Below are 15,366 nucleotides of genomic sequence, written 5' to 3'. Positions count from 1 at the left end.
CGCGTTACACATTTTATTATGCTCTTACTATTTTTTTATATTCAGGAATCCACATTGCGTCTTTCACAGCTTGTTCGATGTTGTCCGGCGTTTTTCTTGCGACACCATCTTCAATTGCTGCTTTCGCTACTTCAACAGCCACATGAATTGACACTTCTTGCAATTTATCAATACTTGGAAGAAGACCAGCACCTGGTTTCTCATGATCAACCATTTCAGCAATTGCATTTGCAGAAGCAACGAACATGCCTTTTGTGATGATTTTTGATTCTGTTACGATTGAACCAAGACCAAGTCCAGGGAAAACGAACGCATTGTTTGATTGTCCGATTTCATGTTCGATTCCGTTATACTCAACGTTTTCGAACGGGCTTCCTGTTGCAACAAGTGCACGGCCGTCAGTCCATTTGAATAGATCCTCTGGCACTGCTTCAGCAAGCGGTGTTGGGTTAGACATTGGCATGATCACTGGACGCTCTGTATGAGCTGCCATTTCTTTAATGATTTCTTCAGTGAATGCGCCGCCTTGACCTGAAGTACCAATAAGAATTGTTGGCTTCGCTTGGCGAACCGTTTCAGCAAATGAGATTTGTCCTTTTTCATCGCGTGCCCAGCCTTCTACTTCATCAGAAGAACGAAGGTATGGTTTTTGGAAATCAAGCACTTCATCTTCAAATTGGTCTGTTAGCAATCCTCTGTAGTCTAAAGTCCAGAATGCATTGTTTGCTTCTTCTTCTGTTAGACCTTCAAGAACCATTGTGTCACGCATTTGATCTGCGATTCCGATACCAGCAGATCCAGCTCCGAAGATGACAACACGGTGATCTTTCAATTGAGTACCAGTTTTCTTGACAGCTGCAAGAACACCCGCTAAAGTAATGGCACCAGTACCTTGAATATCATCGTTGAACGTTAAGATGTTATCATTGTATTTTTTCATGATGTTACGCGCATTTTTGTTTCCAAGGTCTTCCCAGTGTAGCAATGCTTTCGGGAAGAATTTAAGCGCTGCTTTTACATAAGCATCAATGAATTCTTCGTATTTTTCACCTTGTACACGTTTGTGATGGTTCCCGATGTATAATGGATCATTCAATAATTTTTCATTGTTTGTTCCAACATCTAATACAACTGGAATTACGCGGCTAGGATCAATACCTGCTGCAGCCGTGTAAACAGCTAATTTACCGATTGCGATGTTGATACCACCAACACCCCAGTCACCAATTCCAAGAATACTCTCAGAGTCAGTTGCAACGATGAGGTCAATATCTCCAGCAGTTGCGTGCAAGTTTTCAAATGCTTTCTCGATGCCGTCAATGTCGTCGATTGAAAGATAGACACCATGAGGTCTTCTGTATTCATGGCTGTATTCTTGAATCGCTTCACCAACAGTTGGTGTGTACACAACAGGAAGCATTTCACGAAGCTTTTCTGTTAAAAGCTTGTAGAACAATACTTCGTTACGGTTTTGTAAATCACTTAAGTATACGTTTTGACGAAGACGATCCGGCTGAGCTAGAAATTGCTTGTACGCTCTTTCTGCTTGCTGTTCTAAAGTGAGAACGGTTGGAGGAAGTAAACCTTCAAGTCCAAGCTCTTGTCTTTCTTCTTCAGAGAAAGCAACGCCTTTGTTCAACGTTGGAATCGATAATACATCTTTACCTGTCAAAGTGGTTTCGAGGTACCCTTCTTTTGTTTTCTTCACGTTGTTCATCAAAAACTACCCTCTTTCTAAAATATAAATAAAGTGAACTATTAATCCAAAGAACGATTAAGGAGAAAAATCCTTAATCAAAAAAATTATGACAAGAAATCGAACTTTTCGTTTAAATGCTTTACACTACAGTTAGTCATTTTATGCCTGCTTATAACAAAACGCAAGCGTTGAAAATTAGATAATTTAATCGTAGTGTTATTTAATTTATTTAAGTACAAATGATGGGTGTTCAGTCAAAATCTCGAAAAACGAAACACAGCGGCATTTGCTATTTTTTTATTTGTCAAGTGTTGTACCAACATCAAGTCTTGGTACTTCATGGTGATGTCTGCATCGTGCTTCGTATGATTCCTGCGCACCTACTAAAATAATAGGATCATCATAGGATGCGGGTTTACCGTCGATCAAGCGTTGTGTTCTACTCGCTGGGGAGCCGCATACCGAACAAACTGCTTGAAGTTTTGTTACAAGCTCTGCACATGCCATTAAATGCGGAACAACACCAAATGGCTCTCCTCTGAAGTCTTGATCCAGGCCTGCAACAATGACTCGGTAGCCTTGGTCAGCCAATTGAGTGACAATGTCAATGATTGTCTCATCAAAAAATTGCACCTCATCAATGCCAATGACATCGGTTCTTTCTGATATGTGCGTTATTATGTCTTTTGGTGAGGCTACTGCAATCCCATCTAATGATGAACCGTTATGTGACACAACAGAGCTTGTACTATATCGGTTATCAATCGCTGGTTTGAATATTTTTACTTCTTGTTTGGCAAAGGTGGCCCTTTTGGCTCTCCGAATCAATTCTTCCGACTTTCCAGAAAACATACTACCGCAGATGACTTCAAGCCAACCGCTTTGTTTCATCACATACATAAGGTCTTCTCCCCCGTTTTAAAGTTCCATCAATCCACGTAAAAAAACAGGCAAGAACGGATTCCTGCCTGTTTATTGTATCTATTATTACTTAAGACCGTATTTTTTGTTAAAGCGGTCAACACGTCCATCAGCAGAAGCGAATTTTTGACGGCCTGTATAGAAAGGATGGCACTCAGAGCAAATCTCGATGCGTACCTCTTCTTTTACTGATCCAGTTTCAAACTCATTTCCACAAGCGCATTTGACTGTAGCTTTTTTGTAGTTAGGATGAATTCCTGTTTTCATCTACTGTCATCTCCTTCCGCCCTGAATCCAATTCGGAAACAGAGTTAATATCTCAGAAATAAATTCTGAAACGCACATGATAAAATTATAACAGTGTAAGTCTATGATTGCAAATGTATTTTTTAAGAAGCTATCTTCTTGATGCAGACATATTCGCTTGTTTCCATTCTTGCGTTAAAATATCGAAAAACTCTTGGTTTGTCTTTGTTTTTCTCATTTTACGCATGAACTTCTCAGCGAAGTCAGGTGTATCTGACATCGATTTTCTCATCGCCCATAGACGATCAAGATGCTCTTTTGGCACAAGCAGTTCTTCTTTTCTCGTACCAGAACGGCGAATGTCGATCGCAGGGAAAATTCTTCTTTCGGCCAAAGAACGGTCCAAATGAAGCTCCATGTTTCCAGTTCCTTTAAACTCTTCATAAATCACGTCATCCATACGTGATCCTGTATCAACAAGTGCAGTGGCTAAAATCGTCAAGCTTCCGCCTTCTTCAATGTTACGCGCAGCACCAAAGAAGCGTTTTGGACGATGGAAAGCCGCTGGATCAATACCACCTGAAAGCGTTCGGCCGCTTGGCGGAATCACAAGGTTGTATGCACGAGCAAGCCTTGTGATGCTGTCCATTAAGATGATGACATCTTTTTTATGTTCAACAAGACGCATCGCACGCTCTAAGACAAGCTCTGCTACTTTAATGTGGTTTTCCGGTACTTCGTCAAAGGTTGAACTAACAACATCCCCTGCAACAGAACGTTCGATATCTGTTACTTCTTCTGGTCGTTCATCAATCAAAAGGACAATCAGCTCTGCCTCTGGGTGATTTTCAGAAATGCTGTTGGCAATTTCTTTAAGCAAAATAGTTTTCCCAGCCTTAGGCGGTGCAACGATTAAACCACGCTGTCCAAATCCAACTGGCGCCATCATGTCCATAATTCTAGTAGACAGGTGATTAGGCTGTGTTTCAAGAATCATTTGACGGTCAGGAAATAGCGGTGTGAGTGCAGGAAAGTGAACACGTTCCTTTGCTGATTCTGGGTCGTCCCCATTTACCGCTTCTACATGAAGGAGGCCATAGTAGCGTTCATTCTCTTTTGGAGGTCGTACCTTTCCAGACACTTTATCTCCATTTCGTAAATCAAAGCGTCTGATTTGTGAAGCTGAAATATAAATGTCTTCAGAACTTGGGGAGTAGTTAATCGGTCTTAAGAAACCAAATCCCTCAGACTGAATAATTTCAAGAACCCCTTCCATAAATAAGAGATCCTCTTGCTCAGCATTCGCCTTTAAGATGGCAAAAATTAATTCTTTTTTTGTTAGTTTGCTGTAATAAGAGATTTTGTATCGTTTTGCTAACTCATACAGCTCTTTTAATTTCATATTTTCCAAAGATGAAATCGAAACATCTTTCAATATGGACACCACACTTTTCTAGTCAATGTATTTCTTTACAAATGCATGACCATTGTATTTGATTAGCTTTTTAATTCCGTTGTTGTTGGAATGACCTCGCTCTGATGGTAACGCTCCCACTCGTTTTATCGTGAAAGATAGGAACAATGTGAAATAGAGCTTTTTTAACATAGAGAAGGATAATGAGTATATCGTCATGATGCGGCAGTATTTAAACTTGTTGAAGCTTAAAAGAAGTAAATTCGCAGAAAATTTCGCAGCACTCTTTAGTTTTACCTCATTTGCAGAGAATATTCAACTTTAAAAAGAAAATGATATACATTTGACACCTATATGAAAAGCGGGTAATGAATACCCGCTTTCAGATTACGGACGAATGACAAGATTCGGTTTTTTCTTTAAGCTGTGTCTGCCGTCTACGAAACGAACTGTACCCGATTTCGCACGCATGACAACACTATGCGTTGTTCCAACAGAGCCTTTGAATTGAACACCTTTAAGTAATTCCCCGTCTGTTACACCTGTCGCTGCAAAAATGGCGTCATCTCCTTTTACGAGATCTTCCATTCTGAGGACTTTACCAACATCCAGCCCCATTTTCTCACAGCGTCTTAATTCTTCTTCACTTTGAGGAAGAAGCTTACCATGAATTTCACCACCAAGTGCCTTTAATGCAACAGCAGAAAGGACACCCTCAGGCGCTCCGCCTGAACCAAATAGAATATCAACACCTGTGTGATCAAATGCTGTATTAATGGCTCCTGCAACGTCACCATCATCGATCAGTTTAATTCTTGCTCCTGCTTCTCTCAGTTCAGCAATAATTTTTTCATGTCGATCTCTGTTTAAAATCGTTGCAACCACATCTTCAATATCTTTGTTTTTCGCTTTTGCAACAGCGCGAAGATTATCAATGACAGGCGCTTCAATATCGATGCAGCCTACCGCTTCTGGACCTACTGCGATCTTATCCATGTACATATCAGGTGCATTCAGCAGGTTGCCATGATCTGCAACTGCAATGACAGCTAAGGCATTCCAGCCGCCGCTTGCCACAATGTTTGTTCCTTCTAATGGATCAACAGCGACATCCACGCGAGGTCCATATCCGTTCCCAAGCTTTTCCCCAATATAAAGCATTGGTGCTTCGTCCATTTCCCCTTCGCCAATCACCACTGTTCCCTTCATCGGAATGGTGTCAAATACATCACGCATTGCACTTGTTGCAGCATCATCCGCTTCGTCTTTTAATCCTCTTCCCATCCAACGGGCAGATTTTAATGCAGCTGCTTCTGTCACCCGTACTAGTTCCATCGATAAACTTCTTTCCATTTTTGTCCAAATCTCCTCTCACAGTCAAAGCCTTATGAATTTTGAAGTTCTTCTATTTCTTGGTCATTCAGCTTTTCACGCCAGATGGTTGCACCCAAGCCTTCAAGCTTCTTCTCAAGCAAACTATATCCTCTGTCTATATGTTCAAGCCCTGTGATTTCGGTCACACCGTCTGCCATTAGCCCTGCGACAACAAGACAAGCTCCTGCACGCAGATCACTTGCTTTGACCTTTGCTCCTTGAAGCTGCGTTTGTCCGGTAATAATAGCGGATCTTCCTTCGACCTTCATGTTTGCACCCATTCGGCGCAATTCGTCAATGTGCTTAAAGCGAGCTGAGTAGATCGTATCTGTGACCACACTCGTGCCTTTCGCTTTTGTTAACAGCGCCGTCATCGGCTGTTGAAGGTCAGTCGGAAAGCCCGGATACACAAGGGTTTTGATATCGACAGGCTTGAGTCCTTCGTTTCTGCCAACGATCAGCATCTGATCGTTGCTCGTTTCAATGGTGAACCCCATTTCTCTAAGTTTCGCCGTAATTGATTCTAAATGAGTTGGGATCACATTATCAAGTACAACTTCATCTCCCATCGCTGCACCAGCTATTAAAAATGTTCCTGCTTCGATGCGGTCAGGGATGATTGAATGCTTACAGCCATGAAGGGATTCTACACCTTCGATTCGAATGACATCGGTCCCCGCACCTTTGATTTTGGCACCCATGCTTGCAAGCAGTGTCGCTACATCAATAATTTCGGGTTCCTTTGCAGCATTTTCAATCACGGTTTTTCCTTCAGCCAGTACGGCTGCCAGCATGATGTTGATTGTCGCACCTACACTGACAACATCAAGATAAATCCGGGCTCCGACTAATTTTTCAGCGCGCAAATAAATCGCACCCTGCTCGTTTGTCACCTCGGCTCCGAGTGCTTCAAAGCCTTTGATATGCTGATCAATCGGTCTAGGTCCTAAGTGACATCCTCCTGGCAGTCCGATGACAGCCTGCTTGAATCTTCCCAGCATGGCTCCCATTAAATAATAGGATGCACGCAGTTTCTTCACTTTTCCATTAGGAAGCGGCATACTGATCATGGAAACAGGATTAACAACCATTTCACCTTTTTCAAAAGTGACCTTTCCGCCAATTTCTTCTAACAGATCTCGCAATGTGTCGATATCTGATATATGCGGAAGGCCTTCAATGGTTACTGGAGAATCAGCGAGAATCGTGGCAGGAATCAGTGCCACAGCACTATTTTTCGCACCACTAATATGTACGGTCCCGCGCAAGGGATCACCGCCGGCAATGTTTAACTTTTCCATATTTGTCTCCCTTCTTAAAGAAGATCACTGTTGGAGTTATACTGTTTGTGGATGTCGCGCTTTAAAAGGTCTTGTCCAAAATTTAGCCAATATCAAGAGAAAGAATACAGGTTAAACGAAATTTGTCGGAAGAAAAATAATCGAAGCTTTGCGAGGCTGTGATGTTCTCTTCTTTGCACAAAACATTTCTTAGCGTTTATAAGGAAAACTGCGGCAAACGAGAGACGACCCCGCCTGCCACAATCATTTATTTATTCCAGTCTGCTAAAAATTGCTCAATGCCTGCATCCGTTAATGGGTGTTTCGTCAGCTGCTTGATGACTTTCAGCGGCATTGTGCCGATATGAGCACCTCTAAGCGCAGCTTCTGTCACATGCTGCGGGTGACGAATGGATGCAGCAATGATTTGTGTATCTAATCCATGAACATCAAAAATAGTTTTCACTTCGCTGATGAGATCAAGACCATTTTGGCCAATATCATCTAGGCGGCCAAGGAATGGAGAAACATACGTCGCACCAGCTCTAGCTGCAAGAAGTGCCTGGTTTGCACTAAAAATCAATGTGACGTTTGTTTTAATTCCAAGGTCCGTTAATGCTTTAACAGCTTTAAGGCCATCTGTAGTCATTGGAATTTTGACCGTGATATTTGGTGCGATAGCAGCAAGCTCTTTTCCTTCTTCAATCATTTCCTCTGCTTTTAGGGAAATCACTTCTGCACTGACAGAGCCTGATACCACGTCAGTGATTTCGCGAAGGCGGTCGTGGAATGATACGTTCTTTTCTTTCGCTACTAAACTAGGGTTTGTTGTGACGCCTGCTAAAATGCCAAGCTCGTGCGCCTCTTTGATGTCTTCAATATTCGCTGTATCTACGAAAAATAACATAACTGTGCCACTCTCCTATCAATAAATTGTCTGAAATGTAAATTTGATTGCGCTTTCTCGAGATATGGAGAAAACCGCCTGTGACTCAGGCGGCTTTCGGTTCTCATCAAATTATGCTTGGTTAGAAGAACCAAATTCGCGCATTTTGCCGATAACAGTCGCTTTAATTGCGTCACGAGCTGGTCCAAGATATTTACGTGGATCATACTCTTCTGTTTTTGCAGCAAGTGTTTCGCGTACTGCTTTCGCAGAAGCAATTTGGTTTTCAGTGTTTACATTGATTTTTGCTGTACCAAGTGAAATTGCACGCTTGATGTCAGCAGTTGGGATACCTGTTCCGCCGTGAAGAACAAGTGGAAGACCAGTTGTTTTACCGATTTCTTCCATTTCAGCGAAACCAAGGTTTGGTTCACCTTTGTATGGACCATGTACTGAACCTAATGCAGGTGCAAGGCAGTCAATACCAGTGCGTTCTACAAGCTCTTGGCACTCTTTTGGATCAGCATAAATAACGCCCTCAGCGATGACGTCATCTTCTTGCCCACCAACAGTTCCAAGTTCAGCTTCAACAGACACACCATGGAAATGTGCAAGTTCAACAACTTTCGCAGTTGTTTCCACATTCTCATCAAATGGGTGGTGAGAAGCATCGATCATGACAGAAGTAAATCCTGCATGAATCGCTTTTGCACATGATTCAAAGCTTGAACCGTGATCTAAATGAATCGCAACAGGAACTGTTACATTATATTCTTCGATTAACGCTTTAACCATTGCGACAACTGTTTTGAAGCCGCCCATGTAGCGTCCTGCTCCTTCAGATACTCCTAAGATAACAGGAGATTTCTCTTCTTCAGCAGCTTGTAAAATCGCTTGCGTGAATTCTAAGTTATTTAAGTTAAACTGTCCAACAGCGTAACCTTTTTCCTTTGCGTCTTTCAACATTTCTGTCATTGAAACTAAAGGCATGATGAAAAATCCTCCCTATGTAGCTAATTTGCTTGCTAAAAAAAGCTCTCCACCCTAGCATGACCAGAATTTCTCGCCATATGTAAACTTTCAAAGTCAGATCGCTTTCTTCTTCCTTTATAGGATACCAATTATTCGACAAATCGGCAACAGAATGACTCGATTCAATCATTTCCATCTAGCCATTTGTTTCAAGCGGCAAGTATTCTTTGACAGCATCTCGGATTTCATCAATATCAAACGGCTTAGCGAAGTGCGTCAATGCACCTAGTTCTTTGGATTCTTGGATCATATCTAATTCGCCATAGGCTGTCATAATGATGACACGGATATCTTCATCAATTAATTTCATCCGTTTTAAAATTTCGATACCATCCATCCCGGGGATTTTCATATCAAGCAGGACAAGGTTCGGTCTATGGTTTTTCACAATATCTAATGCTTGTAGTCCATTGGCAGCTTGGAAGGTTTGATAGCCTTCTTTATGAAACACTTCATTCAATAATATTCTAATACCGTACTGATCATCGACAATTAAAATTTTCTCATTCATCTGTTACACCCCATTGCTTTCATTTTTCGCCATAAAAAGAGCTGTTGTTAAATAATTCTGTTTGATTTTCACATTTCCTTTAATTATAATAGTTTACTTTACGACATTTTCTGAGCATTTTTCCTAATATTCTCTTTATATTCTATTATAAAATGATCTGACCGAAGGAGGAAATGAGTCTTGTTAAAAATTTTTACGACCCAGTTATCAGGTATTTTTTCACGTATTGGAGAAAAGCAGGCTGAAGCGATTGAGGACGGTGCACGCCTTCTTGCACAGGCTGTTGTCAGTGGACATGCCGTTTATTTTCACGGAAAGAATGAACTGGCTGCTGTCGCCCTAGAGGCATCTGAAAGCAAGGAGCCGTTTCCCGGTGCGAAAGTGCTGCCGCTCGATCAAAAGGAGCGCAGCTTACTTCAACCTAGTGACAGGGTGCTGCTATTTTATTCAGACCCAGAAGATCAGGAAATTCAATCTCTTGTTAAAGAGCTGCACGAACAAGGTACACCCGTTGTTGGTGTAGGGCCGGCACAAAAGGAGCCGTCCACGATTGAAGAGCATTGTGATGTCCACATTGATTTTCAGCTCAAGAAACCGCTTGTGCCCGCTGAAGATGGGACAAGGTTTGGTTTTCCTGCTTTAATGACCTGCTTATACGTCTACCACGCCCTATCGTTTACTGTGAAGGAGATCGTGGAGGAATATGAATAAAAAAACTGCCGAGAAGTGATATTCTCGGCAGTTTTTTGTTTTATTTTGATTCAGATGCTTGTAGTGAAGCACCAACGAAATCTCTAAATAATGGCTGTGGTCTTGTCGGTCTTGAAACGAATTCTGGGTGGAACTGAGAAGCAAGAAACCAAGGGTGATCCTTGAGCTCGATGATTTCAACAAGACGTCCGTCTGGGCTTGTACCAGAGAAGACGAAGCCTGCTGCTTCCATTTGCTGTCTGTATTCGTTATTAAATTCGTAACGATGACGGTGGCGTTCGTAGACCACTTCGTCATTGTATGCAGCAAATGCTTTTGAGTCTTCATTTAATTTACAAGGATATAGACCGAGACGAAGTGTTCCGCCTAGATCATCTACATCCTTCTGTTCTGGAAGAAGGTCAATGATTGGGAATGCTGTTTCAGGATCAATTTCCGCTGAATGAGCTCCTTCAAGGCCTAATACGTTTCTTGCGTATTCGATAGATGCCACTTGCATTCCTAAGCAGATTCCGAAGAATGGCACTTTGTTTTCACGGGCAAATTGTGTAGCAATGATTTTCCCTTCTACTCCGCGGTCTCCGAAGCCTCCAGGAACAATGATGCCGTCAACATCTTGTACGAAATCAGCGATATTCTCTGCTGTCACTTCTTCTGCATTGATCCATTTAATTTGAACATCTGCATCAAACGCATAACCAGCATGACGAAGTGATTCAACGACAGAAATATAAGCATCTTGCAGCTCAACATATTTCCCTACAAGACCAATTGTGACTTGTTTTGAAAGGTTTTGCACTTTATCAACAAGTGCTGTCCACTCTGTCATGTCCGCATCTTGGCAGTCAAGTTTCATATGTTCACATACTAGCTTGTCCAGCCCTTGTTTTTGTAAATCAAGCGGAATAGAGTAAAGCGTGTCTGCATCCTGACATTCGATAACAGCTTTTGTATCAATATCACAAAACAGTGCAATTTTGTCCTTCATATCTTGTGCCAATGGCATTTCCGTTCTGACCACGATGACATTTGGCTGAATACCAAGACTGCGAAGTTCTTTTACACTATGCTGTGTTGGTTTTGTTTTCAATTCACCCGCTGCACGGATGTAAGGAACGAGGGTACAATGAATGTACATCACGTTTTCGCGGCCGATGTCACTCTTCATTTGACGAATGGCTTCAAGGAATGGAAGGGATTCGATATCTCCTACTGTTCCGCCGATTTCTGTAATAACCACATCTGCACCCGTTTCTTTTCCGGCACGGTACACGCGGTCTTTGATTTCATTTGTAATGTGGGGAATGACCTGTACTGTTCCACCTAAGTAGTCACCGCGGCGCTCTTTCTTCAGAACAGTAGAGTAGATTTTACCAGTTGTGACGTTGCTGTACTTATTTAAGTTAATATCAATGAAACGCTCGTAGTGACCTAAGTCAAGGTCTGTTTCAGCCCCATCATCTGTGACAAAAACCTCACCGTGCTGGTATGGACTCATTGTCCCTGGGTCTACGTTGATGTATGGATCGAATTTTTGAATGGTGACATCCATCCCTCTATTTTTCAGAAGGCGGCCTAACGAAGCAGCCGTGATTCCTTTTCCAAGTGAGGAAACAACTCCTCCTGTTACAAAAATATACTTTGTCATTTCGTATGCTCCTCTCTTTTTTACCCTTGCATGTCTACGCATGCACAGCTTCATCCTTTTTAGAGTGTATCCCTAAATCTCTTGAAAAATAAGAAAGCTCCCTTTCAAATAAATGAAAGGGAGCGTAAATGAACGTATCTTTACGTACTCTTTTTTAGAGAGCCCAAAATACATACTACATAGTTCGCTCAGGAAAGTCAAGACGGTTTTGTCCTGTTTTGAGGACCGGTTTGAGAGGGTTATTTCTCTTCCTCTTCATCGTCTAAATCGTCTTCATCAATCTCCGTTAAGCCGTCATCATCTTCATCATCATCTTCGTCGAAGTCTTCAAGATCTTCATCGATTTCTTCATCATCGTCTAGGTCGAGATCATCGTCGTCTTCAACAAGATCAAGGTCTTCTTCAAGCTCGTCGATTTCTTCTTCCTCTTCGATTTCATCGAAGTCGTCTTCAACGACAGCTGCTTTTGTTTTTTTCTTTTTCGCTTTTGTTTTCACAGCTGGCTGAACTTCTTCTTCGATTTGATCAACTGGATACCAGCTGCGAAGTCCCCATCTCTGATCACCTAACGAAATAAAGCGGCCATCTATATTTAAGTCTGTATAAAATTGAGCAAGTCGATCATCTAGATCGGATTTTTGTATTCCTTGCAAACGGACGATTTCATCTATTAACTCGGAAAACGTAATTGGTGTTTTGCTGTCTCTGAAAATTTCATAAGCAAGTTCAACTAAAGACATTTGTTTGAGCTGTTCCTGTGAGTATTCTTTCAAACTCAAGGTCAGACACTCCCTTTCTATTACATGTATGTATCCATTTATCAGTGAAATAATAAGTATTTATACCTTATTCTTACGACAAACCATACCTCTCATTATAAACAAATTAGGGGAGTTTATGCCACCTTTATTGTTGTTAATTTTTGATTTTTCTCAAGGGGAGCGCCTAGAGCTTCATCATCCGCGTTAAATTGGACTAGATCTTGTGTGCGGCATGCTTTTTGTCGTTCTGTTTTTTCTCGTCTGTTTTAAAATGGGAAGTTCCGAATCAATGAGACAACGACAGGAATCGTGAATAACATTCCAGCAGACATGAGTACGATTAGTTTTCTGCGGCTGTTTTCTTTTTCTTCCTGCTTTTTTGGAGATTTCGAAAGCTCCGCGGAAACCATAATCCAGATAACCATCATAACGATGGCCAAAATGGCCATAAATGTTGAGTTCATCATCATAACCTCCATATTGAATTTTCCCTAATTTTAACATAACACGATGGTCATATAGATGAACATTGACAATTTCCTCATATTTGAAAACTGCATGGCGAACCAAAAAAAGACCACCTCACATTCAGGTGGTCTTTGCTTGTTTTCTACATATCTAGCAGTTTCCTTGAGATGACCAGACGCTGGATTTCCTGTGTTCCTTCATATATTTGAGTGATTTTCGCATCACGCATGTATCGTTCGACTGGGTAATCCTTTGTGTAGCCGTACCCGCCGAAGATTTGAACCGCTTCTGTTGTCACTTTCATCGCTGTATCACCGGCAAAGAGCTTGGACATGGCTGATTCCTTTCCATACGGGAGGCCTTTCGTTTCGAGCCATGCCGCCTGGTAAGTAAGCAGCCTTGATGCTTCAATCGCTGTGGCCATATCAGCCAGCTTAAAGGCGATCCCTTGCTGCTGAATAATCGGTTTGCCAAATTGTTTACGCTCCTTGGCATAATCAACCGCCGCATCAAGAGCGCCTTGAGCAATCCCAACTGCCTGTGCAGCAATGCCGTTTCTGCCGCCATCGAGCGTCATCATGGCTATTTTGAATCCTTCTCCTTCTTGACCGAGCCGGTTTCTTTCATGAATCCGGCAATCTTCAAATCGAATTTCAGTTGTTGGCGATGAGCGTATGCCCAGTTTGCTTTCCTTTTTGCCAACGGAAAAACCAGGTGTCTCTTTTTCTACAATAAAAGCAGTTGTATTTCGAGATGAAGCTCCTTGGTCTGTTACGGCAAACACAATATAATAATCTGCAATGCCTCCATTTGTAATAAAGATTTTCGCCCCGTTCAGGACATATTCACTACCTGCCTTGACGGCCGTTGTCTTCATTCCGCCAGCATCTGAGCCTGAACCACTCTCTGTGAGCGCATATGCTCCTATCTTCTGCCCTTCTGCAAGCGGCTTTAAATAGGTCTCTTTTTGTTCATCCGTTCCGAATGTATAGATTGGCCATGAAGCCAGAGATGTATGAGCGGACAAGGTGACGCCTGTAGAGGCGCATACTCTTGAAAGCTCCTCAACTGCTATGACGTAGGCTAAATAGTCACTGCCGATTCCGCCCACGTCTTCCGGCCAAGGGATACCCGTTAAACCGAGCTCCGCCATTTTGCGAAAAATAGATGGATCATAGGTCTCTGTTTCGTCTCGCTCTGCTGCTGTAGGCTCCACTTCATTTTTCGCAAAATCTCTCACCATTTTTTGAATCATTTCATGTTCGTCACTTAATTGGAACTGCATCGTGAGCCACCTCGTTTCATATTAGCTGTTTACAGATGACCAGCCTTTGAATTTCACTTGTTCCTTCATAGATTTCACAAATTTTCGCATCACGAAAGTAACGTTCTGCTTGATAGCGATTCGTATAACCATCCATGCCTAGCAAATGGATCGCTTCTGTACTGATTTCCACCGCCGTTTTTGACGCAAATAGCTTTGCCATTGATGCTTCCTTTGTGACGGGACGATCGGCCTCTTTGAAAGAAGCCGCTTGATAGACGAGCAGTTTGGCCGCCTCAAGCTTCGCCGCCAAATCGCCCAGTCGAATGGTCGTTTCAAGACCTGCTGGATGTCGCTTTAAATAGCTGACTGCCTCGGTTAAAGCAGCTTCTGCAATGCCAAGACTTTGAGCCGCAATTCCGATTCTCCCTGCATTTAAGCTAGACATGGCAATTTGAAAGCCTTCTCCTTCTGCACCGAGCAGCTGATCTTTTGGAATCCGCACGCCATCAAAATGAAGCGTGACTGTTTTTGAACCGTGCAGTCCCATCTTTCTCTCATCTTTTCCAATCGTAAATCCCGGCGTATCTTTCTCGACAATGAACGCCGATATATTTTTTCTCGCAGAAGCTGGATCGGTCACCGCAAAGACAAGATATAGCTCTGCTTCTCCGCCGCTTGTGATAAAGATTTTCGTTCCATTTAATACATAATCACCGCCCATCCGCTCTGCTCTTAATTGAATACTGGAGGCATCTGATCCAGCCTTTGGTTCAGTCAGACAAAAGGCTCCAAGCTTCTCTCCTGATGCAAGCAGCGGGACATAGGATTCTTTTTGTTCCTTCGTTCCAAAAGTCAAAATAGGCATCGTCACAACAGATGTATGAACGGACACAATGACACCGATGGTCGCACTCACTTTCGATAATTCATGGATAGCGATGATATACGTTGTAAAATCTGCTCCTAAACCTTGATACGAAGCTGGTATTGGAATCCCTAGATAGCCTTGCCGTCCCATTTCACTTAAAAGGGTTTTTGGAAACCGGCCTTGTTCCATAGCTTCTACTTCAGGGAATATACGCTGGCGTGCAAATTCTGCTGTCTGTTCTCTCCAGAGACGCTGTTTATCCGTAAGCAAAACATCCATC

The 15,366-nt window shown here is 42.3% G+C and carries 15 protein-coding genes; 1 reads left to right on the top strand and 14 read right to left on the bottom strand.

Annotated features, from left to right (window positions below; translation table 11 throughout):
- Positions 1-16: 16 nt before the first annotated feature.
- The 9 genes from malS to AMR95_RS13360 form a co-directional block, all read right to left on the bottom strand.
- Positions 17-1,717, bottom strand: a complete 1,701-nt coding sequence (gene malS / locus AMR95_RS13400) for an oxaloacetate-decarboxylating malate dehydrogenase (protein ID WP_039182140.1) — start codon at positions 1,715-1,717, stop codon at positions 17-19.
- A gap of 279 nt (positions 1,718-1,996) precedes the next feature.
- Entirely contained in the window at positions 1,997-2,599 is a 603-nt protein-coding gene (locus AMR95_RS13395) for a thymidine kinase (RefSeq protein ID WP_024423745.1), read from the bottom strand.
- A gap of 87 nt (positions 2,600-2,686) precedes the next feature.
- Positions 2,687-2,887, bottom strand: coding sequence for a 50S ribosomal protein L31 (gene rpmE, locus AMR95_RS13390; RefSeq protein WP_003215407.1), 201 nt, complete (start codon positions 2,885-2,887; stop codon positions 2,687-2,689).
- 130 nt (positions 2,888-3,017) lie between these two features.
- Complete coding sequence (gene rho / locus AMR95_RS13385) at positions 3,018-4,301, bottom strand: transcription termination factor Rho (RefSeq protein ID WP_008354975.1); 1,284 nt, start codon at positions 4,299-4,301, stop codon at positions 3,018-3,020.
- A gap of 366 nt (positions 4,302-4,667) precedes the next feature.
- Positions 4,668-5,633 carry a class II fructose-bisphosphatase gene (glpX, locus tag AMR95_RS13380; RefSeq protein WP_012011567.1) on the bottom strand — a complete coding sequence of 322 codons (966 nt, stop codon included), beginning with the start codon at positions 5,631-5,633 and terminating at the stop codon, positions 4,668-4,670.
- A 32-nt stretch (positions 5,634-5,665) separates the two neighbouring features.
- Positions 5,666-6,955, bottom strand: coding sequence for a UDP-N-acetylglucosamine 1-carboxyvinyltransferase (locus AMR95_RS13375; protein ID WP_024423746.1), 1,290 nt, complete (start codon positions 6,953-6,955; stop codon positions 5,666-5,668).
- 247 nt (positions 6,956-7,202) lie between these two features.
- A complete protein-coding gene (fsa, locus tag AMR95_RS13370) occupies positions 7,203-7,841 on the bottom strand; it encodes a fructose-6-phosphate aldolase (protein ID WP_039182147.1) in 639 nt (212 codons plus the stop codon).
- A 111-nt stretch (positions 7,842-7,952) separates the two neighbouring features.
- A complete protein-coding gene (locus AMR95_RS13365; RefSeq protein ID WP_024423748.1) occupies positions 7,953-8,810 on the bottom strand; it encodes a class II fructose-bisphosphate aldolase in 858 nt (285 codons plus the stop codon).
- Between the two features lie 178 nt (positions 8,811-8,988).
- Positions 8,989-9,363: a response regulator gene (locus tag AMR95_RS13360; protein ID WP_003214681.1), complete on the bottom strand. Its 375-nt coding sequence runs from the start codon at positions 9,361-9,363 to the stop codon at positions 8,989-8,991.
- A 180-nt stretch (positions 9,364-9,543) separates the two neighbouring features.
- Between AMR95_RS13360 and AMR95_RS13355 the strand changes: the two genes are divergently transcribed.
- Positions 9,544-10,074 carry a DUF2529 domain-containing protein gene (locus AMR95_RS13355; protein ID WP_047202558.1) on the top strand — a complete coding sequence of 177 codons (531 nt, stop codon included), beginning with the start codon at positions 9,544-9,546 and terminating at the stop codon, positions 10,072-10,074.
- A 40-nt stretch (positions 10,075-10,114) separates the two neighbouring features.
- On the opposite strand, the gene pyrG is transcribed toward AMR95_RS13355, so the two are convergent.
- The 5 genes from pyrG to AMR95_RS13330 form a co-directional block, all read right to left on the bottom strand.
- A complete protein-coding gene (gene pyrG, locus AMR95_RS13350) occupies positions 10,115-11,722 on the bottom strand; it encodes a glutamine hydrolyzing CTP synthase (RefSeq protein ID WP_039182151.1) in 1,608 nt (535 codons plus the stop codon).
- Between the two features lie 239 nt (positions 11,723-11,961).
- Positions 11,962-12,501: a DNA-directed RNA polymerase subunit delta gene (gene rpoE / locus AMR95_RS13345; protein ID WP_058838549.1), complete on the bottom strand. Its 540-nt coding sequence runs from the start codon at positions 12,499-12,501 to the stop codon at positions 11,962-11,964.
- A 248-nt stretch (positions 12,502-12,749) separates the two neighbouring features.
- Positions 12,750-12,947, bottom strand: coding sequence for a hypothetical protein (locus AMR95_RS18920; protein WP_082672240.1), 198 nt, complete (start codon positions 12,945-12,947; stop codon positions 12,750-12,752).
- Positions 12,948-13,093: 146 nt separating this feature from the next.
- Complete coding sequence (locus AMR95_RS13335) at positions 13,094-14,236, bottom strand: acyl-CoA dehydrogenase (protein ID WP_058838547.1); 1,143 nt, start codon at positions 14,234-14,236, stop codon at positions 13,094-13,096.
- A gap of 16 nt (positions 14,237-14,252) precedes the next feature.
- Positions 14,253-15,365 (bottom strand): acyl-CoA dehydrogenase family protein, encoded by a 1,113-nt coding sequence (locus tag AMR95_RS13330; protein WP_058838546.1) that lies wholly within the window; start codon positions 15,363-15,365, stop codon positions 14,253-14,255.
- Position 15,366 lies beyond the last annotated feature (1 nt).

It is taken from the genome of Bacillus sp. G1(2015b), assembly GCF_001482475.1.
Taxonomy (GTDB): Bacteria; Bacillota; Bacilli; order Bacillales; family Bacillaceae; genus Bacillus; species Bacillus safensis.
Note: the sequence above shows the minus strand (reverse complement) of the source record. Positions and strands in the feature narration are given on the sequence as shown.